General features: G+C 59.8%; 16 protein-coding genes. 7 read left to right on the top strand and 9 right to left on the bottom strand.

Annotated features, from left to right (window positions below; all coding sequences use genetic code 11):
- Positions 1 to 9: 9 nt before the first annotated feature.
- Positions 10 to 378, top strand: a complete 369-nt coding sequence (locus tag QP982_RS03080) for a DUF3017 domain-containing protein (protein WP_005510063.1) — start codon at positions 10 to 12, stop codon at positions 376 to 378.
- 6 nt (positions 379 to 384) lie between these two features.
- Here the strand turns inward: QP982_RS03080 and metX are convergent, their stop codons facing one another.
- The 4 genes from metX to QP982_RS03060 form a co-directional block, all read right to left on the bottom strand.
- On the bottom strand, positions 385 to 1,521 hold the full coding sequence (gene metX, locus QP982_RS03075) for a homoserine O-acetyltransferase MetX (RefSeq protein WP_070595947.1): 1,137 nt from the start codon (positions 1,519 to 1,521) through the stop codon (positions 385 to 387).
- 45 nt (positions 1,522 to 1,566) lie between these two features.
- A complete protein-coding gene (locus QP982_RS03070) occupies positions 1,567 to 2,889 on the bottom strand; it encodes an O-acetylhomoserine/O-acetylserine sulfhydrylase (RefSeq protein ID WP_070595948.1) in 1,323 nt (440 codons plus the stop codon).
- 683 nt (positions 2,890 to 3,572) lie between these two features.
- Entirely contained in the window at positions 3,573 to 5,795 is a 2,223-nt protein-coding gene (locus tag QP982_RS03065; protein WP_284870204.1) for an NADP-dependent isocitrate dehydrogenase, read from the bottom strand.
- A 265-nt stretch (positions 5,796 to 6,060) separates the two neighbouring features.
- Positions 6,061 to 7,050, bottom strand: a complete 990-nt coding sequence (locus QP982_RS03060; protein ID WP_284870203.1) for a molecular chaperone DnaJ — start codon at positions 7,048 to 7,050, stop codon at positions 6,061 to 6,063.
- Positions 7,051 to 7,445: 395 nt separating this feature from the next.
- On the opposite strand from QP982_RS03060, the gene QP982_RS03055 reads away from it, so the two are divergent.
- Together QP982_RS03055 and QP982_RS03050 are read left to right on the top strand one after the other, a co-directional pair.
- The gene (locus QP982_RS03055; RefSeq protein ID WP_284870202.1) at positions 7,446 to 8,756 is read left to right on the top strand and encodes an MFS transporter; all 1,311 of its coding nucleotides are present in this window, start codon (positions 7,446 to 7,448) and stop codon (positions 8,754 to 8,756) included.
- Between the two features lie 43 nt (positions 8,757 to 8,799).
- Entirely contained in the window at positions 8,800 to 9,756 is a 957-nt protein-coding gene (locus QP982_RS03050) for an exodeoxyribonuclease III (protein WP_049171950.1), read from the top strand.
- A 28-nt stretch (positions 9,757 to 9,784) separates the two neighbouring features.
- Here the strand turns inward: QP982_RS03050 and QP982_RS03045 are convergent, their stop codons facing one another.
- Positions 9,785 to 12,472 carry a DUF6541 family protein gene (locus tag QP982_RS03045; protein WP_284870201.1) on the bottom strand — a complete coding sequence of 896 codons (2,688 nt, stop codon included), beginning with the start codon at positions 12,470 to 12,472 and terminating at the stop codon, positions 9,785 to 9,787.
- A gap of 190 nt (positions 12,473 to 12,662) precedes the next feature.
- Here QP982_RS03045 and QP982_RS03040 point away from each other — a divergent pair, with 190 nt between their 5' ends.
- The 3 genes from QP982_RS03040 (at position 12,663) to QP982_RS03030 (ending at position 15,334) form a co-directional block, all read left to right on the top strand.
- Positions 12,663 to 13,094 carry a hypothetical protein gene (locus tag QP982_RS03040; protein ID WP_016422144.1) on the top strand — a complete coding sequence of 144 codons (432 nt, stop codon included), beginning with the start codon at positions 12,663 to 12,665 and terminating at the stop codon, positions 13,092 to 13,094.
- A 96-nt stretch (positions 13,095 to 13,190) separates the two neighbouring features.
- A complete protein-coding gene (gene trpS / locus QP982_RS03035) occupies positions 13,191 to 14,246 on the top strand; it encodes a tryptophan--tRNA ligase (RefSeq protein WP_049171954.1) in 1,056 nt (351 codons plus the stop codon).
- Between the two features lie 62 nt (positions 14,247 to 14,308).
- Positions 14,309 to 15,334 carry a YhjD/YihY/BrkB family envelope integrity protein gene (locus QP982_RS03030; protein ID WP_016422146.1) on the top strand — a complete coding sequence of 342 codons (1,026 nt, stop codon included), beginning with the start codon at positions 14,309 to 14,311 and terminating at the stop codon, positions 15,332 to 15,334.
- Here the strand turns inward: QP982_RS03030 and QP982_RS03025 are convergent, their stop codons facing one another.
- Positions 15,335 to 16,585, bottom strand: a complete 1,251-nt coding sequence (locus tag QP982_RS03025; RefSeq protein ID WP_193394157.1) for a D-alanyl-D-alanine carboxypeptidase family protein — start codon at positions 16,583 to 16,585, stop codon at positions 15,335 to 15,337. It abuts the gene before it with no gap.
- Positions 16,586 to 16,741: 156 nt separating this feature from the next.
- Here QP982_RS03025 and QP982_RS03020 point away from each other — a divergent pair, with 156 nt between their 5' ends.
- Positions 16,742 to 17,971, top strand: coding sequence for an adenosine deaminase (locus QP982_RS03020; protein ID WP_016422148.1), 1,230 nt, complete (start codon positions 16,742 to 16,744; stop codon positions 17,969 to 17,971).
- 29 nt (positions 17,972 to 18,000) lie between these two features.
- On the opposite strand, the gene QP982_RS03015 is transcribed toward QP982_RS03020, so the two are convergent.
- The 3 genes from QP982_RS03015 to QP982_RS03005 all read right to left on the bottom strand — a co-directional run bounded on the left by QP982_RS03015 (position 18,001) and on the right by QP982_RS03005 (position 20,738).
- Positions 18,001 to 19,242 carry a SatS C-terminal domain-containing protein gene (locus QP982_RS03015; protein ID WP_016422149.1) on the bottom strand — a complete coding sequence of 414 codons (1,242 nt, stop codon included), beginning with the start codon at positions 19,240 to 19,242 and terminating at the stop codon, positions 18,001 to 18,003.
- 132 nt (positions 19,243 to 19,374) lie between these two features.
- A complete protein-coding gene (locus QP982_RS03010) occupies positions 19,375 to 20,418 on the bottom strand; it encodes a C40 family peptidase (RefSeq protein WP_070429887.1) in 1,044 nt (347 codons plus the stop codon).
- On the bottom strand, positions 20,418 to 20,738 hold the full coding sequence (locus tag QP982_RS03005) for a hypothetical protein (RefSeq protein WP_016422151.1): 321 nt from the start codon (positions 20,736 to 20,738) through the stop codon (positions 20,418 to 20,420). Before QP982_RS03005 ends, QP982_RS03010 begins: the two co-directional genes overlap by 1 nt.
- Positions 20,739 to 20,828 lie beyond the last annotated feature (90 nt).

Raw genomic sequence — 20,828 nt, 5'->3', positions numbered from 1 at the left:
GAACAACTCGTGTCGAAAAGGGAAATTGCGCAGCGTGCCCGGCGGGAAGATCTGCCGGATCCAATGCTGAACCCGCACAGCCCGAAGACCCCGCCGCCGGGGGCATCGTGGCCAATGTGGGTGCAGTATACGATTTACGGCGCGCTCTTTTTCGGCATGTCCGCCTTCGTTGTGTTCCTGGGGCTGGAGCGGTGGCGACGTGCCACATTCATGCTGGGAAGCACAATGATGCTGCTCGGCGTGGCTAGGCAGTACCTGCCGGACAGCATTTTAGGTGTGTTCTCTGTGCGATCCCGGGCCTTTGACCTATGGTTTTGCTCCATAATCGGGATGGGAATCGTATTCCTTGCAGTCAGCGTGGATGCGCTGGGAAGCTAGCTGACATTAGCTGACATCGCGGGCGAGGAAATTACGCACAATCGAATCCACTCGTTCGAACTCCGTCAAGAATCCGTCGTGCCCCACGGCGGATTCAATCTTTTCTAGCCCCAAGCAGTTGCCCAGATTGCGGGCGAGGTGCTCCTGCTGGTGGAAGGGGTAGAGAATGTCTGTGTCCACACCGGCAACCATGGTCGGCACGGTTGACGAGTGCAGCGCCTCGTTGAGGCCACCGCGACCACGGCCAATATTGTGCCGATTCAAGGTATCGGTGAGCACGACATACGAGCCGGCATCGAAACGCTGAGCCAGCTTCTTCGCCTGATGATCCAAGTAGCTTTCTACCTGGAATCGATCTTCCGTGCGCATCGCGCCCAACGGATCCTCACCGGGCTGCGCTGCCGCGCCAAAGCGGTCATCCATCTCCAGCTCGCCACGGTACGTCAAATGCGCGACCCTGCGTGCAAAACCCAGACCTCGGGCCGGAGTCACACCGCGGTCGTAGTAGTCGCCGCCATGCCAATCGGGATCGGACTCAATGAATTGAATCTGCGCAGACTGAATACCAATCTGCCAAGCAGACGCACGTGCGCCGACACACATCACCAATGCCTTGCCGACGAAATCCGGGTGCATCAGTGACCATTCAAGTGCGCGAGCCCCACCCAGGGAGCCACCAATGACAGCTTGGAGGCGGGAAATTCCCAGTTCTTGCAGCGCCAGGTGCTCCACCGTCACCGTGTCGCGCACGGAGATTGCGGGGAAGCGAGAGCCCCAGGGCTTGCCGTCGTCCGGATGTGGACTGGAAGGGCCGGTTGTACCGCGACAGCCACCGATGACGTTGGTGCAGATAATGCAGTACTCGTCGGTATCCAGTGCGCGGGCAGAGCCAATCATCCCGTTCCACCAACCCGCAGTCGGGTGGTACTCATCCGAGGGGCCGGAAGCGTGGGCGTCGCCGGTTAGAGCGTGCTCGAGGAGGATGACATTCGAGCAGTCGTCGTTAAGCCGACCCCAGCGTTCGAACTCGACAGTGACGTCGGGGATGACCGCGCCAGCCTCGGTTGTGACATCGCCGATAAAGACACGCCCCGGCTCGCCCTCGGGTGGGAGGGCGGCCGGGGTAGATGGGGAAAAGCTCATGCCTTATAGACTACTTAGTCCGTTCTGTGTCTGTGTACAAACGGTCTACGCGAGTGCTGCGAAGCCGCTCTCGAGATCGGCGATGATGTCATCGATGTTCTCGATACCGACGGAGAGACGCACGGTGGCCTGGGAAATGCCGGCGCGGGTCAGACCCTCCTCATCGGACTGGGAGTGAGTGGTGGTGGCCGGGTGGACAACCAGCGAGCGGACATCACCGATGTTGGCGACGTTGGAGTGCAGCTTCAGAGCGTCAATGAACTTCCACGCCTTGGCGGTGTCGGCGTCCTTCAGGTCGAAGGAGAGCACGCCGCTGGCACCGGAAAGGCCCAGCTTGGTCAGGGTCTCGTACCACGGGGAGCTCGGCAGGCCAGCGTAGTTGACCTTGGCGACCAGCGGGTGGTTCTCGAGGAACTCAGCGACTGCCTTGGCGTTTTCATTGTGGCGCTCGATGCGCAGAGCCAGGGTGTCGAGACCCTGAGCCAGAACCCACGCATTGAACGGAGCTGGAGCAGCACCGGTGTCGCGGAGAATGCCAGCGCGAGCGCGCAGAGCGAAGGCCGGGGCGCCCAGGTCAGCGAACTTCAGGCCGTGGTAAGCCTCGTCGGCCTCGGTGAAGTTCGGGAAGATGGAGCGGCCGTTGCGGGTCTGAGTCCAGTCGAACTTGCCGCCGTCGACGATGACACCGCCGAGGGAGGAGCCGTTACCGGTGAGGAACTTGGTGGTGGAGGAAACCACGACGTCAGCACCGTGCTCGAGTGGGCGCAGCAGGGCCGGGGTCGGAACCGTGTTGTCGACGATCAGCGGAACGTTGTTGCGGTGTGCAACCTCGGCGATGGCAGGGATATCGAGGACGTCGATCTGCGGGTTGGCGATGGACTCACCGTAGAAACCGACGGTGTTGTCCTGAACTGCTGCCTGCCAGGACTCCGGGTCATCCGGGTTCTCGACGAAAGTGCAGTCGATGCCAAGGCGCGGCAGGGTGACCTTGAACAGGGTCTCAGTACCGCCGTAAAGGCGTGGCGAAACGACGAAGTGGTCGCCTGCACGAGCCAGGGTGAGGACAGCAGCGGTCTCAGCTGCCTGGCCGGAGGAGAACAGTACGGCAGCGACGCCGCCCTCGAGGCTGGCGATGCGCTGCTCGACGGCATCCACAGTCGGGTTGGTCAGGCGGGAGTAAATCGGGCCTGCATCCGAGAGGTTGAAGCGGTTGGCAGCGTGCTCAGCGGAATCGAAGACGTAGGAGGAGGTGTTGTAAATCGGCAGGTTGCGCGCGGAGGTCTGTGCGTCCGGAGCGAAACCGGCGTGAATAGCGCGAGTGGACAGGCCCCAGTTGGCGGCGTTGCTGTTGTCGTACTTGGTGGTCATTTCAGATACTTCCTTGCGGTTTTTGAGATTGTTCAAAACGTTGCTTACAAACAATAGTGAACCAAGCTGTCTATTGCAAAGTTTTGGAAAAACCCAAGGTAAGAGGGTGTGTGTATCTGTGTCGAGAGTGCTATAGCCCGCTTAGTACGGATTGGCTTGATTGGTTCTGAGGACGTGGTCGGTTGCGGGGGTGGGGTGTGTAGGGAGCTGTGGCTAGTTGTGTGTGGGGCTGCTGCGTATAGGGGGCGTGGGTGGCGCGTGGTGGGTGGTGGGTGGTGCGTGGCGAGTGGTGTTCGACGGGTGGCGGTTTGCCGAAGGAGTTAGTGCCTACCTTTATGACAGTTTGAAGGCAATTTTTTGGACAAAAGTGTCATAAAGGTAGTCAGTAACTCATGGGGTGAGGCACTGCGGTGCCGGGGCATCGGGCGCTGCGGTGCCGAGTGTCGAGGTGAGCCAAACAGGGGACTGAGTATGGGCGAAGGGTACCGTAAAGCGCCGAAAAGCACTGGGTACTGTCAAGACCGTTACGGAAGTCAGGGCATAGAAAAAGCCCCTCGCGCCATGTGCATCAAATGCAACATGAGCGAGGGGCTATCGCCCGAAACCGGCGGTCAGCCTAGGTCGGCCTAGACCAGCCTGGGCCAACCAGGTCAGCCAGACCAGCCAGGAGCAAGCAGCTAGTCCTACTTCTTCAGACCGTCGATGATCTCGTTGAACTCAGCGGACGGACGCATAACTGCGGAGGTCTTCTCATCGTCCGGCAGGAAGTAGCCACCCAGATCAGCTGGGGAACCCTGAGCATCAATCAGGGTCTTGGCGATGGACTCTTCCTTCTCCGTGAGAGCCTTAGCGACCGGTGCGAAAACTTCCTTCAGCTCGGAGTTCTCGTCCTGCTTGGCCAGCTCCTGTGCCCAGTAGAGAGCCAGGTAGAAGTGGGAGCCGCGGTTGTCGATTTCGCCAGCCTTGCGGGACGGCGACTTGCCCTCGTCGAGCAGGGTAGCGGTTGCCTTGTCCAGGGCCTCAGCCAGGACGCGTGGACGTGGGTCGTCGTCATGCTCAGCGGCGTAGCGCAGGGACTCGGCCAGTGCCAGGAACTCGCCCAGGGAGTCCCAGCGCAGGTGGTTTTCTTCCTGAACCTGCTGGACGTGCTTCGGTGCGGAACCGCCTGCGCCGGTCTCGAACAGGCCGCCCCCGGCCATCAGCGGCACGACCGACAGCATCTTGGCGGAGGTGCCCAGCTCCATGATCGGGAACAGGTCGGTGAGGTAGTCACGCAGAACGTTACCGGTTACGGAAATGGTGTTCTCGCTGCGGCGAATCCGCTCGAGGGAGAACTTGGTAGCGGACACCGGATCCATGATGCGGATATCCAGACCCTCGGTGTCGTGGTCTGCCAGGTACTCGTTGACCTTGCTGATCAGGTTGTTGTCGTGCGCACGCTGCGGGTCCAGCCAGAACACTGCAGGGTCGCCAGTGATACGAGCGCGGTTGACGGCCAGCTTCACCCAGTCGCGGATTGGGGCGTCCTTGGTCTGGCAGGAGCGCCAGATGTCACCCTCGGCGACGTGGTGCTCAATCAGAACCTCGCCAGCGGAGTTGATGACCTGCAGGACACCGTCAACCGGGATCTGGAAAGTCTTGTCGTGGGAGCCGTACTCCTCAGCCTTCTGAGCCATCAGGCCGACGTTCGGGACAGAGCCCATGGTGGCCGGGTCGAAAGCGCCATTGGCGCGGCAGTCCTCGATAACAGCCTGGTAGACGCCTGCGTAGGAGGAGTCCGGGATGACTGCGAGGGTGTCGCGCTCCTCACCATCCGGGCCCCAGCCCTTGCCGCCGTTGCGGATTAGTGCAGGCATGGAGGCGTCAACGATGACGTCAGACGGAACGTGGAGGTTGGTGATGCCCTTATCGGAGTTGACCATGTAAAGGGCCGGACCTTCCTTCAGGTCCTTCTCGATAGCGGACTTGACGGCCGCCGCAGTAGCGTCGTCAAGCTTGTGTAGACCATCGAGCATAGCGCCCAGGCCGTTGTCCGGAGTTAGGTTGGCGGCAGCCAGCTTGGACTCGAACTTCGGGAAAACAGATGGCAGGAAGGCCTTGACAACCTCGCCGAAGATTAGCGGGTCGGAGACCTTCATCATGGTGGCCTTCAAGTGGACGGAGAACAGGATGTTCTCGCGCTGTGCGCGACGGATCTGAGCGCGCAGGAAGTTGTCCAGGATGTGGACGTTCATGCCCGTGCCGTCAATAATCTCGCCCTTGAGGACCGGCATGTCCTTCTTCAGGGTGATGATCTGGCCGTCGTTAGCCTCGAGCTGGTAGGTCAGCTTGTCGTCGGCCGGCATGACAACGGACTTCTCGTTGTGGCGGAAGTCGTTGGAGGCCATGGTGGCGACGTTGGTCTTGGAGTCTGCGGACCAAGCGCCCATGCGGTGCGGGTGCTTGCGGGCGTAGTTCTTCACCGGCTCCGGAGCGCGGCGGTCGGAGTTGCCCTCACGCAGTACCGGGTTAACGGCAGAGCCCTTGACCTTGTCGAACTTGGCGCGGTCGGCGGTCTCTTCCTCGCCTTCCGGCTGCGACTTGTACTTCGGAATGTCATAGCCCTTTTCCTGCAGCTCTGCGACAGCGCGCTTAATCTGCGGGACGGATGCAGAGATATTCGGCAGCTTGATGATGTTGGCGTCCGGCTCCTTGACCAGCTTGCCCAGGGCTGCCAGCGCATCCTCTACCTTCTGTTCGTCCGAAAGACGCTCCGGGAACTGAGCCAGAATGCGGCCTGCGAGGGAGATGTCGCGGGTTTCAACATTGACACCAGCCTGGCTTGCAAATGCCTCCACGATTGGCTTCAGCGAGTAGCTCGCCAGCAGAGGGGCTTCGTCAGTACGGGTCCAAATAACTGTCGCCATAATTCATGTCTCCTATCTGTTTTGTTCCACGATAACCCAGTTTTGAATCTTGGGTTGTGTCGGGGCATAGCGCAAAAACAGTGATAGTGATATGAATAACGCAATTATGTGAGGTAAGTCACGAAATGCGCAATTATTTGTCGCTTATTCGCCGCTTTTCATTCCATTTTTCGCTTTACGACGGCCCCCGCGCTCAAACCCTTCAAATACGAAAAACCGCGCTGGGGTGTCGTGCACGCCGGCGCGGTTGTTCAGGGCAGCCTATTTAGTTCTGTGTATTGTTCGGAGGATTGTTCTGGCCGAACTGGTAGCCCTGAGTGTTCTGAGACTGTGGGTACTGCGGAGCATAGCCCTGCCCCGGGGCCGACTGGGTAGTCCTGACCAGTTTCTGGCCGCGGAACCATGCGCGCATGTCCTTGAGGAACATAAGAACGCAAGCCGCGATCAGCATGGCACCTGCGAGGAAGAGGACTACATCCACCCAGGAGCTCAAGAACAGGAGGGGGATGATGGTCATAGCCAACGCCAGTGGTGCCACGGTGACGCAGAAAAAGATTGGTGCCGTCGAGTCTTCACCGCGGAGGATGGAGTGAATCCAGTATGCGGTCAAGGTGACAAGCATCATTCCCATCAGTAAGAGGACTGGAACAAGAACGAGGGCGGCTGCAGCGCCCATAATGTAGCCGATGTCATCCCAAGAATCACCCAACGATGACTCTAGGCTGCCGAGATCGTTGGCGCCCTGGATGCCGAGCGTGATTGCGTACAGAACTGCGATGATGCCAATCAGAGTTGAAAAACCGACCAAGCCGGTAGTGATTCGGGGGATGAGTGGCATGCGCTGCCACATGTTCTGCAGTGTGGCGTTTGCAGGCAGCGGTGGTACATCCGTGGTCACCGTGGTGGTTACTGTCGCAGGACTGGTTTGAGTTGGGGCGGACCACTGTGCTTGTTGGGTTTGCGTCTGGAACGAGGATTCCTGCGCAGTGGGTGCCGGGCGATGTGCCAGCCCGCGCAGCGTCGCAATGGTGATGGTGGCGTTCTCATCGGCCAGCAAAGCGTCGTATTCGCGACGACGTCCCTCATCGCCAAGCACTTGCAGCGCAGTGAGCTTTTCCTGGAACTCGCCGGAGTACTCCGAGACGCCAGCATCTCGCAGTTCGGAGAGTTGATTAGAAAGATTTGTATGGAGTTCTTCGGTGCTGGCTTCGCTATCCAGCGTCAGAGACTCGTAGAGGTTATAGCGGTCGCCCATAGTGAATCAAGATCCTATCGGTATTGCAGTTCGAAATATCTTTTAAAACAATTTACCTGGTAGCTAGTACGGCAGCATCGAAGACCCGGAGCGCTCGATGGTAGGAAGTCCGTCACGCTCGAAGGGAATCGTAGTCCTCGGCAAACAATGCCGATTACAAAATGCATTGGGAAGAACTTGAGTGAGCGACTTCCACTAATGGTCGCAGATGTTATTCCGCGCACAAATACCCGGGGAACAGGCGGATTAAATAGCGAAATTTTTGTGTTGCGGAGTAGAGTCTCGTTTTTCCCTTGCGGCTCCCCTCACGGTTTTGCGAGCCCGTCTTGGGTCGAAAGTCGAGGGGAACTGAGAGTCCACCAACTGGCGTAAGAAGAGAAAAGGAGACGGTCGCAATGACGTCGTCAAGCGAAGTAACAACCCACAACGACGACCACAAACCGCGTGCGCGTCGTGCGGGAGCGTTTAGCTCGCATCGCCGTCCTGTTCCGGTGCAGGACGACATCTCTGATTTACGCCGAATCTTGGTGATTGTGGCTCTGTCGGTCGGTGCATTCGGCATCGGCGTTACCGAGTTTGTGGCCATGGGCCTGCTGCCTTACATCGCTGATGCCTTCGGACGTGATGAGGATGCCGCAGGGCGCATGATTTCGATGTACGCACTCGGTGTTGTCGTGGGCGCACCGCTAATTACCGTGCTGACCGGCTCGATTCCGCGCAGGCGCATGCTCCTGCTGCTGATGGCGGCATTTACCATCGGCAATGGTGCCACGGTTTGGGCAGGCACACTGGGCTCTTTCGAAGCGGTCATGGTCTCGCGCTTCATCGCCGGTCTGCCGCACGGCGCGTATTTCTCGGTGGCGGCGCTGGTGGCTGCCTCCCTGGCTAAGCCGGGACAGCGCGGCAAGATGGTGGCTCTGTCGGGCGTGGGGTTGTCGGTGGCGACTGTGATTGGTGTGCCGGCCGCGCAGGTGCTGGGACAGATTTACGGTTGGCGCAGCGCCTTCGCGTTTGTCGCGGTCATCGGGCTGATTGCATTTGTTTCGCTGTGGTTCGCCGTGCCGCATATGAACCGCATGCCGAAGACACGTCCGATGGATGAGCTCTCGGCTCTGGTGACACCGCAGGTGCTGCTGACCGTCGCAATCGGCACCGTTGGTTTCGGCGGCATGTTCGCGGTTTACACCTACATCACCTGGACTATGACTCGCGAAGCGGGCATGAGCGAAAACCACATCTGGATTGTGCTGATGGCCTACGGCATCGGCATGGTTGTCGGTACTTACATCGGTGGCTGGCTCTCCGACCGCATCGGGGAGTGGGGCATCATGGTTGCGCTGGTGCTGATGGTAATCATGCTCAGCGTCTTCTACTTCACCTCACAGAATGCTGTGCTGGGCACGATCAGCTTCCTCCTTATCGGTCTGCTGGGATCGGTATTGGTGCCTAATCTGCAGACTCGTCTGATGGATGTCGCCGGTCGCGCACAGACGCTGGCGGCAGCTCTCAACCAGGCCGCATTGAACATGGCCAACGCCTTTGGAGCGGCGCTCGGTGGTTGGGTCATTGCGTCCGGTTATGGCTACCGCGCACCGGCTTTGGGCGGCGCGACGTTGGCGATGTTGGCTATCTTCATCGCTCTGCCGACCATTGTTCTTTACCGCCGCTCACAGGCGAAGAAGGCTGAGCGCATCGAACTGCGCTAGGGGTCTTCAAGGCGTAGTGCACGCATAGGTAACGTATGAGGGCATGAGCCTTACAATCGCGACAATCAATGTCAACGGCATCCGCGCCGCCGTCAAGGAGCGCAGCGAAACCAATCTGGGATTGCTGGAGTGGTTGAAGCACACCAGTTCCGATGTCGTTTTGTTGCAGGAAGTCCGCGCCACCGACGACCAGGCACGCAAGGCCCTCGCGCCCGCTTTTGATGCCGGATGGCATTGGGTCGGCGCTGAAAACCTGGGTGCAAAGGGGCGCGCCGGCGTGGGCATTCTCTCGCGCTTTCCGCTTAACGACGTCCAGGTGGGCATCGGCTCCGAGGAGTTCGAAGAATCCGGTCGGTTTATCAGTGGTATTGCCCCGGCAGCGGACACCGGCCTGGATGTGGATGTCCAGATTGCCAGCCTCTACCTGCCCTCTGGTGCTGCCCTGAGCGAGAAGCAGGATGAGAAGTACCGCTTCCTCGATGCCTTCTCCGACTACCTGGCGGAACTGGGTGCCAAGGGGCGCGACGGTCACCACGCAGTCATCGGCGGCGATTGGAACATCTGCCACCGCGAACAGGATTTGAAGAACTGGAAGACCAACCGCCGCAAGAGCGGTTTCCTACCGCAGGAGCGTGCCTGGATGGACTCGGTCTTCGGCTGCTGGCCCGATGAGGTTCCCCAGGATTCGCAGGTTCAGGCCAGCGAAAAGGAGCTGGAATCCGGTGCCTTCTCCGATGGTTCTGTGTGGGAGGCCCCGAAGCTCAATGCAGATCCGGTGTGGTTTGATGTCACTCGCCGTCTGCACCCAGAGGCCGACGGCCCCTGGTCCTGGTGGACCTACCGCGGTAAGGCGTTCGATACCGATGCCGGCTGGCGCATCGACTACCAGGCGGTAACCGAACCAATGCTCAAGCGTGCCGTCAGCTCGGTAGTGGATAAGCCTGCCGCCTACGACCTTCGCTGGACGGACCACGCGCCGGTGATCGTGGAGTACGCCTAAACCCGGCATACGCCTAAACCCGAGCGGACTAGTGTGCTCCGAGGTCAGCGAACTCTGGGATTATCTCAGGCTCGGGAGCGGTTACGAGATGCCGGTTCTGCCGCAACATGGAGGCGATGCCGTCAACGATGGCGTCGGCCCATTTGTCCTGCATAGCGGGGTCGGCCAAATCGCGGGTGAGTTTTTCAGCGCCCACCGCTCCCAGCGATAGCGCAATTGTCGGCGCATGCGGCCGCGAACTCTGGTTCACCGCCACTGCCGGCGCCAGGCCGGTGCGAAACTCGGTTGGCACCCCGTTTGTGCTGTAACTGCTGTGCGGATTGAAACCTCGGTAAACCATTCCGTCGCGAACACCTGCCGCCAACTGCCAATCGGCAGGAGCATCGTCCTCAGGTTCGAGAGACTTCACCACAGCGGATACCGAAAAGCCACGATCGCCGATGTTATCCCCAGAAAGAGTCTGGCCCTCTGATGAGCGACCGACGATTACGGTGGCTGCGCTCGCCGTGTCGTCGGCAAGCGAATGTGCGCCAACGATTGCGCCGCGCTGACGGAGCTTGTCGCTGGCGCGTTGCACGATGCTGTCGATGTGAGCGGAAGTATCCCCACTCAAACGCAGCGCGCGAGGCAGGTCGGCGTTGATAGCCTCGATGGCCTCGCGGCGAGAGTCGACGGTGATGTGCGCGCCGGCGAGCGGATCGACAGCCTCGTCAGGGGAGGGGACGATCGGCTGGCGCGGAGGCATCCACAGCGGATTGGGGCGCGCCGGGCGGTGTGGGGAACTGTTGACAACAGCGTGCAACTCTTCAGGTGAAAACATCTTGTTGACCGCGAAAATCATCACCGAACTGTCGTGATACACAGGCGTGAGCCCCGGCGCGTGCCATGCCCAGGAACGCATCGACAGCGCCTCCGTGCCATCCGTGTTCACACCCGGCGGGGAACTAATGATGTAGTGCACTCCCAATTTCTTCGCCATGGCATCGAACTCTGGATGTGAGCCCAGCAGGTCAACGTTTATCGGCAGCTTGTTGCTCGCCTCGGCAGTTTTGTCGGAGAAGGAGAAATGGCGGAACAGGGTCGGCAGTCCGGCGATGGCATACATCCACGCAGAACCGTCACGACGGTCATTGAGAATATGCCCCTCAAACGCATGCGGCTGTGCGGACAGCCAATCAATAGCTTCCATGTCCGCAGCGGTCACAAACGTGCTTCCGAAACTCTGGCGAATTGCCTCGCGCTGAGCAGGCCCACTCGCCCAGGTCGCAGGCACAATCGCCAGTGCCGCTACGAGCCCCATCGCCAGCGCAGGATTCCACGACTTGGTCGGCTGATCTCGCTTTGCGACGATCCACTGCGCCGCAGCCACAATCCCGACAACGGCAGCCGCGACTGCGTAGCCGACCAGCACTGCGCGCAGAATTCCCATAACCGCCTGCATGCGGTACGGCATGTCGTAGAAGAAAGTGCCAATAAACTTCAGATAGGTGCCGAACGGCTCAGACCAACGGGACTGCGCACTATCGGACACCACAAAGAGCAGCCCGAAAACCAGTGCCGGCCACGGAGCCCATGGGCTGTCTGGCAGGCGAGAGACAAGCGCCACCACCAGGCCGATGAGCACAAGAACCAGAACAGTCCGGGAAAAGATGGGCTCGTCAGCATAGCGGGAAAACCCAATCAGAGTTCGCCACAGTGATTCGGAGCGGGAAATCTCAATTTGGCCGGTAAAGCCCGCAACGGATTCGCCTTGCCCCCTCGCGGACAAAGCTGCCGGGAGAGTCATCACCAGGGCGAGCGCGCCGATAATTAGCGTGCGAACTAGGCCACTGACGCTCGGTTGGGTAATCAACCACAAGCCAACAAAGAGCACGGCAGCAATTGCGCCGGCCGGGTGGGTGATAAACGTGCCGACCAGGGCAAGCGCAGCGGGGACAATATAGCCCCGCATGGTCAAAGCCGCAGCAATCGGCAAAGCGGCCACCGCGAGCAGATACGGCATGGAGGAGGTGCGCCAAAGGGCCACCCAAATCTCCGGAAGCATCAGCGTCGCGACGGCAGCTGCGGGACCGGCATAGGCCGCCCACTTAGGACCAACTGCGGTGCGGGCTAGCACCGCAGTTGCTGCGGGAACAAGCAGCGCCGGGGCCAAGAACGCAAACACGTTGGAATCGAGGAAGACCGAGCCGGGCAGCAGCCCCGCCATGGCATGCCAGCCGGTGGGGTAGAACATTTCGGCCCCGGTCTCCTGATTCATCAGGTCACCGGCCGCGGTGGGCGAGGCTATTGCATGCTCGTCAATGAACCGGAGGAAGTTGGTATGCCAGAGCATGTCCCAGGCTTCGCGGATAGCGCCGGGGCCGCCAGGGACGTCGTTAAGCACGAGCATGGCGCGCATCGAGCCGACTACCGTAACTCCGACGACAATCATCGCGGTGACAACGCCGGAATCGAAGCCGTCTTCGGGCGTTGCTCGGGGGACGAATCTGCGCATCAGATAGCCAATAGCACAGAACCATGCCCACATGCCGGCCACGAAGAGCCAGGTGTAATCCAGCCCGAGCGCGTGAGACAACCATGCGGAAAAACCGGTCACACCCAGCATTAATGGGCCGGCAGATGCCAACGCGAGCGTGGGACGTAGCCCACTGGCCCAACCGAGAACTGCGCCTGGGACCAGCAGGATGAAGACGGCAACCGCAATGGCAGCGAGCATGGGACTCCTGACGGATAAGAGAATTGAATTAGTCCAATAATACCTGTGGGTTAGTTCGGCACTTGGGACGCGAGCGCCTAAGATTTGAAGAAGGACTGATGGGACTTCAGCCGCTGTAAAACCCAAGCGCGAATCTGCGCGGGACTTGAAGCGAGCTCGGTGCGGACCAGGAAAGGAGAGGACATCCCCAGTGAAAAACGGCGAGAGCGATAACAAGCGGCACCAGATGGCCGATTTGGAAGCCATCGCACGGAGTCTGCAGAACGACCCTGGCACTGCTGTCAATGTCCCAGTGGTCGTGACTTCCGGTGTCATTGTTGCGTTTATCGTGCTGTCTTTTGCCTACGCGTGGCCACTGTGGATTTCCCTCGGACTCATTGTTCTGCTGGGAGCCGTGATGGTCGTGTCCTACACCCGTAGGCCACCCGTAGCCCCGCTCGAGTTGACCCAGGGGGAGCGTGAGCGTGTTCGCCGTGTTCTCTCTGAACACGGCATTCGCCCAGCGATCACGTTGGTGCGCGCACTGTACCCCGAGGAATCGCCAGCCGCTGCGGCGCGCACCGTCAAATTGCTATCCGATCGAATGCTTGTGGAGCAGGGGGACGAGGGGCGTCGGGGCTAGCTTTTGGCAGTCGGTTTCCTGCAAAAGCCCGTGGTGTTGTCGAAACGGGTACGTCGTCGACTCTCAACTGCGGGCCTCGCGCTAGACTTATTGGCTATGAGTGAAAGCAAGGGTCCTGAGGCAACTAATCCTGCACCGAGTGCTCGTAAGCAGCGCGTTCTGTCCGGCATTCAGCCGACCGCAGATTCCTACCACCTGGGCAACTACCTGGGTGCATTGAAGAACTGGATTAATCTGCAGGATGACTTCGACGCTTACTACTTCATTCCAGACCTGCACGCCATCACTGTCGAGCAGAATCCGAAGGAGCTGCGTCAGCGCACTATCGCAGGTGCCGCACAGCTGATTGCACTTGGTATTGATCCGGAGAAGTCGGTGCTCTTCGTGCAGTCGCATGTGCCCGAGCACGCGGAGCTCGGATGGGTGTTGACCTGCTTGACTGGCTTTGGTGAAGCCAGCCGTATGACGCAGTTCAAGGACAAGTCCTCTCGTCAGGGCGCGGAACATACCTCCGCTGGTTTGTTCGCGTACCCCATGTTGATGGCTGCCGACATCTTGCTCTACCGCCCACAGCTGGTGCCGGTGGGGGAGGATCAGCGCCAGCACCTCGAACTGACGCGTAACCTGGCGCAGCGCTTCAACTCCCGCTACAAGAAGACCTTCGTGGTGCCGGATCCACACATCATGGAAGGCTCCGCGAAAATTTACGACTTGCAGGATCCGACCTCGAAGATGAGCAAGTCGGGTGCAAATCCGAAGGGCATTATTAACCTCTTGGACGACCCGAAGGTCTCCGCCAAGCGCATTCGCTCGGCCGTTACCGACAATGACGGAGAGATCCGCTTCGACCGTGAGAACAAGCCGGGCGTTTCCAACCTGCTGGTCATTCAGTCGGCGTTGACCGACAAGCCTGTCGACGAGCTCGTTGCCGGCTACGAAGGCGCTGGCTACGGCCAGCTGAAGGCTGATACCGCAGATGCGCTGGAGGCATTCACCACGCCACTGCGTGCACGCTATGAGGAGCTCATGGCCGATCGTGGTGAGTTGGAACGGATCCTGGCCGAAGGCGCTGACCGTGCCCGTGAAGTTGCCGCCAAGACACTTGCAGATGTGTACGAGCGAGTCGGGTTCCTGAAGGCCGCCAACCGTTAATTCAGCTGTAGACTCTGCGCTTCAGTCTCCGTACCGAAAGCTGGCACGTTAAGGTAGGGGACATGGCAACCTCTACTCAAAAAGATCCGAAGAGAACGGACCGCTATGGCATCGAGCGTGTACACGCCGATGAACCGAGCGCAATCGACCGCCTCCGCGAAAAGTGGGCGTGGTTCGATCACGTTATGCGGATGCAGGAGCGCTACTCCGAGCAGGGCGGTAACTTTTTTGCCGCCGCTGTCACGTACTTCTCCGTGCTGTCGATTTTCCCCCTAATCATGACGGCATTTGCCATCCTCGCGCTTGTGCTGCGTGGCAATGAGCAGCTGCTTGAGCAAATCCAGTCCGCTATCACCGACTCCATCGATGGGTCGATGGGCGACACCATCAACGCAATTATCGAAGGCGCGATCGATCAGGCAGGTGGCGTCTTCACCGTCGGTTTCATTGCCACCCTGTGGTCGGGTCTTGGTTGGATGGGCAACCTCTCCAACGCAGTGACACAGCTGTGGAAGCGCCCGCTGGGCGCTAGCAACTTCGTGGTGGGAAAGGTTCGCGACCTGCTGCGTCTGCTGGGCATGCTGGTTATGATCCTGCTGACCTTCGCTGTCACCGCAGCCGGCTCTTCCGGACTGACCCAGTCCCTGCTGGACAAGATTGGTCTGGCTCATGTCCCGGGAATCACAATTATTGCGGGATTGATTGCCATCGCCATTGGTCTCGTTGCCAACTGGCTGCTGTTCTTCTGGATGCTCGCTTTCCTGCCGCGCGGGGGCGCCCCGTTCCGCTCTGCGGCAAAGGGTGCGATTATCGGTGCGATTGGCCTTGAGGTTGTCAAGCAGCTCGGTAGCGTTTTCTTCTCCAACGCCCTGTCGAACCCGGCCGGTGCAGTTTTCGGTCCGGTCATCGGTTTGATGGTCGTTTTCTACCTCATCTGGCGCATCACTATGTACGCCACCGCCTGGACGGCGACGACCGAAGAAGCGCTTGCCGACGAGGAGCTGGATGCACCTGCTCCTGCTGTCATTAACGTCCGTGCGGAAGCGGCCAACCCGTCCGGATTGAACCGCCTGCTCGGTTCGAAATAATTAGCCGCGATCGCGTCTGCCGAAGCGGTAGGTGACCATCGCAATCAATGCGATGACACCTACGATGGCAGCGCTGACAGTAATTTTTAGCCCGGTTCCTGTTGACTCGTTGTCCAGGATATCGGGCAATTTTTCTACCAACTTATCCTCAGTCGCTTCCGCTTCGAGGACACCGACAGAGCTGTCCTGCGGTGCCGCGAAGCCGGCGTCGAGAAGCGATGCCGCCTGCTCCCAGGGGCGCGGTGAATCCTCCACAGTGACGTCGAGAACGATGACGCCGAGACGACGGCCATCGCGCTCAGCCACCCCAGCGAAGGTGTGACGGGCATCGTCGGTAAAACCAGTCTTGCCTCCAAGGGCGCCGGGGTAGTCCTGGGCAATCAGCTGATTGTCGTTGGCGATTTCGAAGTCATCGACCTCGAGAGCCTTGTCTCCGGGGATGGTGGCCAGGCGGGTGGCCGAGAGCTTGCGATAGGTCTCATTGTTGAATGCGTGCTGGAAGAACAGTGACATGTCGTATGCCGACGTCATCTGTCCCGGAGCATCGAGACCAGTCGGGTTGACCACTCGCGTATCCGTCGCCCCCAACTTCTTTGCCAGGGCATTGACCTTCTCTGTGGTCTTATCCATGCCACCAAGTTCGCGAGCCAAGGCGTGGCCGGTGTCGTTGCCGGAGTTAAGCAACAGACCAGTCAGGAGCGTTTCTACCGAGTAGTTCACGTCCTCGACGATGCCGACACGAGAGCCCTCCATGTTCGCGTCCTCGAAGGTCGCCTTGACTGGGGTGTCGAGCTTCAAATTCTCGATTGCCTCCATCGCCAGCAGCACCTTAATAATCGATGCCGGACGGTAGCGGCCGTGCGGGTCCTTCGCCGCAAGGACATCGCCGGATTTCAAATCGAACACCGTCCATGCAGAGGCGGAGAGGTCCTTCGGAACGTCAAACCCCTCACCGCTGACAATGCCGCAGGCGGACATCTTGCTACCTCCAGCCGGCTTTTGAGGAACCGGAAGTGGAGCGGGAGATGTTTCGCCGGGAGCCGGAACCTCAGAGGAATCCACTGGTGCTGGTGGAAAGGTCTTGTAGGGGCAGCCCTCCGTGTCACGGATATCAGGTGCGGGACCGACAATCGGGGCGTCGTCGGTAAGCGAGGTGCTCTGCGCCATGGCTGCGGGGGCGGTGCTCGGCAGAAGCAGAGCGCTGGTAGCTAGCAGCGTAACGGCAGATGAGAAGCGGCGAGAGGGAAACATGATGAGATAAGGGTAGTAAAACGTCACCCGAAATGACGTATTCGTCGTGTGTGGATGGGGGAAAACGGGGGAGCGGAAGCCTTTGTACAAAGCAGAATTACGATTCACCGGCAGTGAAGTAGAAGCGGAGGGCACAATACCGATAGTCTGGCCATTATGACTAATTCTTTGCACAGTGATGCTCAGTCTCTGGACACACAGTCTTCGGCATCGAATCTCGATGAGATGCGCAAGGTTGTCGCCAGCCTGCCCAAGGTACTGCTTCACGATCACCTCGATGGCGGCCTGCGCCCGCAGACCGTTATCGACCTGGCCGCGGACTGCGGTTACACCGATCAGTTGCCCACCACCGACGTGGATGAACTGGAGAAGTGGTTCATTGATACCGGCAACTCTGGCTCGTTGCCGAGCTACCTGACCGCCTTCGCGCACACCTGCGCCGTCATGCAGACCGCTGAGTCGCTGACGCGCGTGGCGCGTGAGGCCGTCGAGGATCTGGCCGCCGACAACGTCGTCTACGCTGAGCTGCGCCTGGCTCCGGAAAACCATTTGGAAAAGGGCCTGGATATGCAGGCTGTCATCGACGCGCTGGTCGAAGGCCTGGCGCAGGGTGAAGCCCATGCCGCCGCTGAGGGAAAGCACATCACCGCACGTCTGCTGGTCTGTGCGATGCGCCAGAATGACAATTCCAAGGAAGTCGCACAGCTGGTCATCGACAACTACGGGAAGAACTCCGACGGGTACGTTGTCGGTTTTGACATCGCTGGACCGGAAAACGGCTTCCCACCGGCTAACCATGCCGAAGCATTCACCATGCTGCGGGAAAACCTCATTCCGGTCACCATTCACGCAGGTGAAGACGCCGGTGTGGATTCGTTGCAGGACGCTGTCGTGCAAGGTGCTCGCCGCCTGGGTCACGGCGTGCGCATCTACGAGGACTTCGGTGCTTCCCTCGAGGGCATCGAATGCCAGGAGGTTGCCTCCGCTATTCGTGACCGCCAGATTCCGCTGGAAATCTGCCCGACCTCCAACGTTCAGACTGGTGTCTGTGACAGCGTTGCGGATCACCCGTTCTCGCTTCTCGACGATATGAGTTTCGCCTGCACGGTCAACACGGATAACCGTCTGATTGGTGCGACTTCCATGACCCGGGAGTGCATGGAGTTGGTGGAGAACTTCGGTTACGGCTACAGCGAGCTGTTCGAACTGACCTCGAATGCGCTAAACAATGCATTCGTGGATCTGCCGACCCGCGAGCACATCATGGACACCATTATTTACCCCGCTTACCTGCAGCTTATCGACAACAGCGACGAGGACATCGAAACTGATGTCAACGGTGCGGGTTTCGGTGCCGAAGATGAGCTGAACCTGACGCTGGACTAGCCAGCGCCGGCCAGCTTTGCTGGGAGGAGCTAGATCTTGGTCGTGAACCGAGCGGCCAAGTCCTTCTCCAGCTGCCTCCAGCCCTCGGCCTCATCGTCGTAAGGCGGAACTGGCTCGGACATTTCTCCGGTGTCCAGCAGGAAGTTCAGCAGCCACTGCAGCTGCTGGTTGCCCGCCAGTACCTCGTTCACGGCATCATCTCCAGCCCAGTCAGCGGCGTCTGCGAGTAGCTCGTACGCGCGGGCGAGCTGGGCGGTGTCCACGGCGTTCGGGCCCTTTTCAATGTCCTCGGCCAGACCGGTAAACGAGTACTCATTGTCCTCGTGCACTACGGCCTCCAGTTCACCTGCGTTGGCCGCGGTGATGATTTCATCCCACGTCGTCAGCGCCGACATGTCGTGATGCTTGTGCTCCAGCAGCCAACGCACCATCGTGCGGGGCTGTGAGAACGTGTGAATCTCACCGGCGCTGCCCAGGAATAGCGGGCGACGTCCCATGTAACAACGCAAGGTGTAGAGCGTGCGGCCAGCGATGGAGATCTTGATCGGGTCGATGCCAGCGTTGGCCCACACCGTCTGATCGTACGGATCGCCGGCGGTCTCCTCTGCGGACTTCTTTTCCTCTTCGCGCTTCTTCTCCGCCGCTTCACGACGCTCACGCTCCGCGGCCTCCGCCTCCTTTAATGCGGCTGCAGCAGCGGTTTCAGACTCTTCATCGATGCTCGGAGTATTTGCGCCGATGGCGTCGATAGCGTCAATGCAATTGTCCCAGTTGGTCAAGATGACATTACCGATAGCCGACCACTGAGCGGCGCCACTGCCCTGGAAGTGATCAGCACCATTTTGCGTGGCAGCCAGGACAGAGTGAGAGGCGAACATCTGGTTGATCGGAGTGAGATCCGCGATCGCACCAATCGAGCGAGTGATGGCAAGAATGCGATCAGCGCGCGAAACATGGTCGTAGTCGGCCCGGCCGGCCAGAATCTCTGGCAGCCCAATCAGGTCATAGCGGTGGCGTGGCGCCGCGATGGCAGCTCCCGGTAGCTGCTGGTTGAAGTTGCGCCAGCTGGGGTGCTGCGTGAAGTCGTGAGGAGCATCCGACTGTAGGAAAGCCAGGAGCTTTGCCGCCGATGAGAACAAATAGATGTCATCACCGCGGCCGAGCAGAGCCTGCCACTCGGAGCCACCCTCACGCCAGCTTGGAGCCCACAACGTGTAAAAGGTGCCCGAGGTCAGCTCGAGTTCGATAGGAACGATGCCTTTCCTGGCCATAGTTTTCGTCGCAGCCCTTCTGCTTGTCGGTGATTATTAAAACTCAAAAATTGTCATACCTGCAGCGCCCCCACGGGTGGCAAGTTTGCGTATTCCTATCTTAGAAGTTTTACGACGCAGATACCCACCGCACTATCCGGTCGGACGGTAGAACCCCTTAAACGGCATGCCGATGTTGGTCGTACGCACGGGGTTTACCTGCACCGGATCGCCCGCTTCGACCATCTTTCCGTCACCGATAACCATGGCGACATGGCCGTCCCACACTGCAAGATCGCCAGGTAGCAGTTCATCCTGGCTCACCTGTCTGCCGACGGCCTGTGCTTCTGCCGTGCGGGGAATATCAACACCAGCTTGCCCGTAGGCCCAGTGCGTTAAGCCTGAACAATCGAGCGCCTGCCCCGGAGTATTTCCGCCCCAACCATAGGGCGTTCCGACGGCACTGAGTGCAGCCTTCACCGCAGCTTGGGCCTCTGGTGTGGGCGCGCCAGCTCCAGCATCCGCAGGTACCGGCGCGCTGCCCGAATCGGACGACGCCTCCGAACCATCTGCAGCGTCGGTAGCGCTAGCCGAACCTGGGGTGTTCGTAGACGTAGAAGCGAGGGCGGCTTGAGTGATACCTGGGGCCTCCAACTGTGCCGAGTGAGGTGGGGTAGGGGTGTCCACCGCGGTACTCGCTTGCTGTATCAGCGACTGCACCAGAGGTCGCAGTTCTTGCTCGAGTTTCATGAGCCGCGCAATGGCCTGGGAGATCGCGGAACTGGCCGCTGAGGCTAGGCTGGCGCCGGTCGCGGCGAGACCAGCGGGCCCCGCAGCCGTCGCAGTCAACGAGCCCATGGCGGAAGTGACAAAATCCATGGCAATCCGGGCCAAATCAGTGGCCGCTGACATTACTGCGGCCAGCCCCTTGGCAATGTCACTGTCAATGGTTCCGGCGCGAGTTTCCAAGTCGGCTGCCGCATTTGCAGCCCGTTTGAGACTTGTTCCCGCGGCCCCTGCTCCGGAACCAGCACCATCGCCCCAGTTGCGGTCAACGGAATCTGCCACTGAGCGCCAGGCGGTACTCGCGGCGGGTATTGCGGCCCCAGCAAGTCCTGCCAGTGCGGGTGCGATGGCAGGACTTAGCTGTTGTGCAATCGCGGTGGGGACCTCCGTAAGTAGATTGGTGGGAAGCATCACGCACCGCCCATTCCGCGAGTTGCAACGGCTCCCATTTTCGGTGAGATGGACTGCAGCGCATATGCGCCGGCATCTTCAGCAGTGGACACCGCAGAGACAAGAGCGTTCAGTGCACGAGCAGCGCTGGTGCCGTACTCATTCAGCTCAGCTACATGCTCGTGTTGGTGCTGTAGAGCAGTGGCTGCAGCGTGACAGAAGGGCCCAGCAAACGGGACGTCGCCAAGCGAGAGCAGTGCGCTGATGCCCAAGTCAGCGCCGCTGACCTGCTGCGACAACGCGTCAAGGCGCGTGGCATCGGCAGAAATCAGCTCTGGCACCAGCGTAAAGACTGAGTCATTCCCGCTAGTGGTCGGAGAGAGAAAAGATTGGCTGTGGGAACTGTGTGGTGATGGACGGGACAATGTTGA

The sequence above is a fragment of the Corynebacterium sp. MSK019 genome, from assembly GCF_030232425.1.
Taxonomy (GTDB): Bacteria; Actinomycetota; Actinomycetes; order Mycobacteriales; family Mycobacteriaceae; genus Corynebacterium; species Corynebacterium jeikeium_D.
The sequence above is the reverse complement of the archived record's forward strand: the minus strand, read 5'-3'. Positions and strand labels throughout refer to the sequence as shown.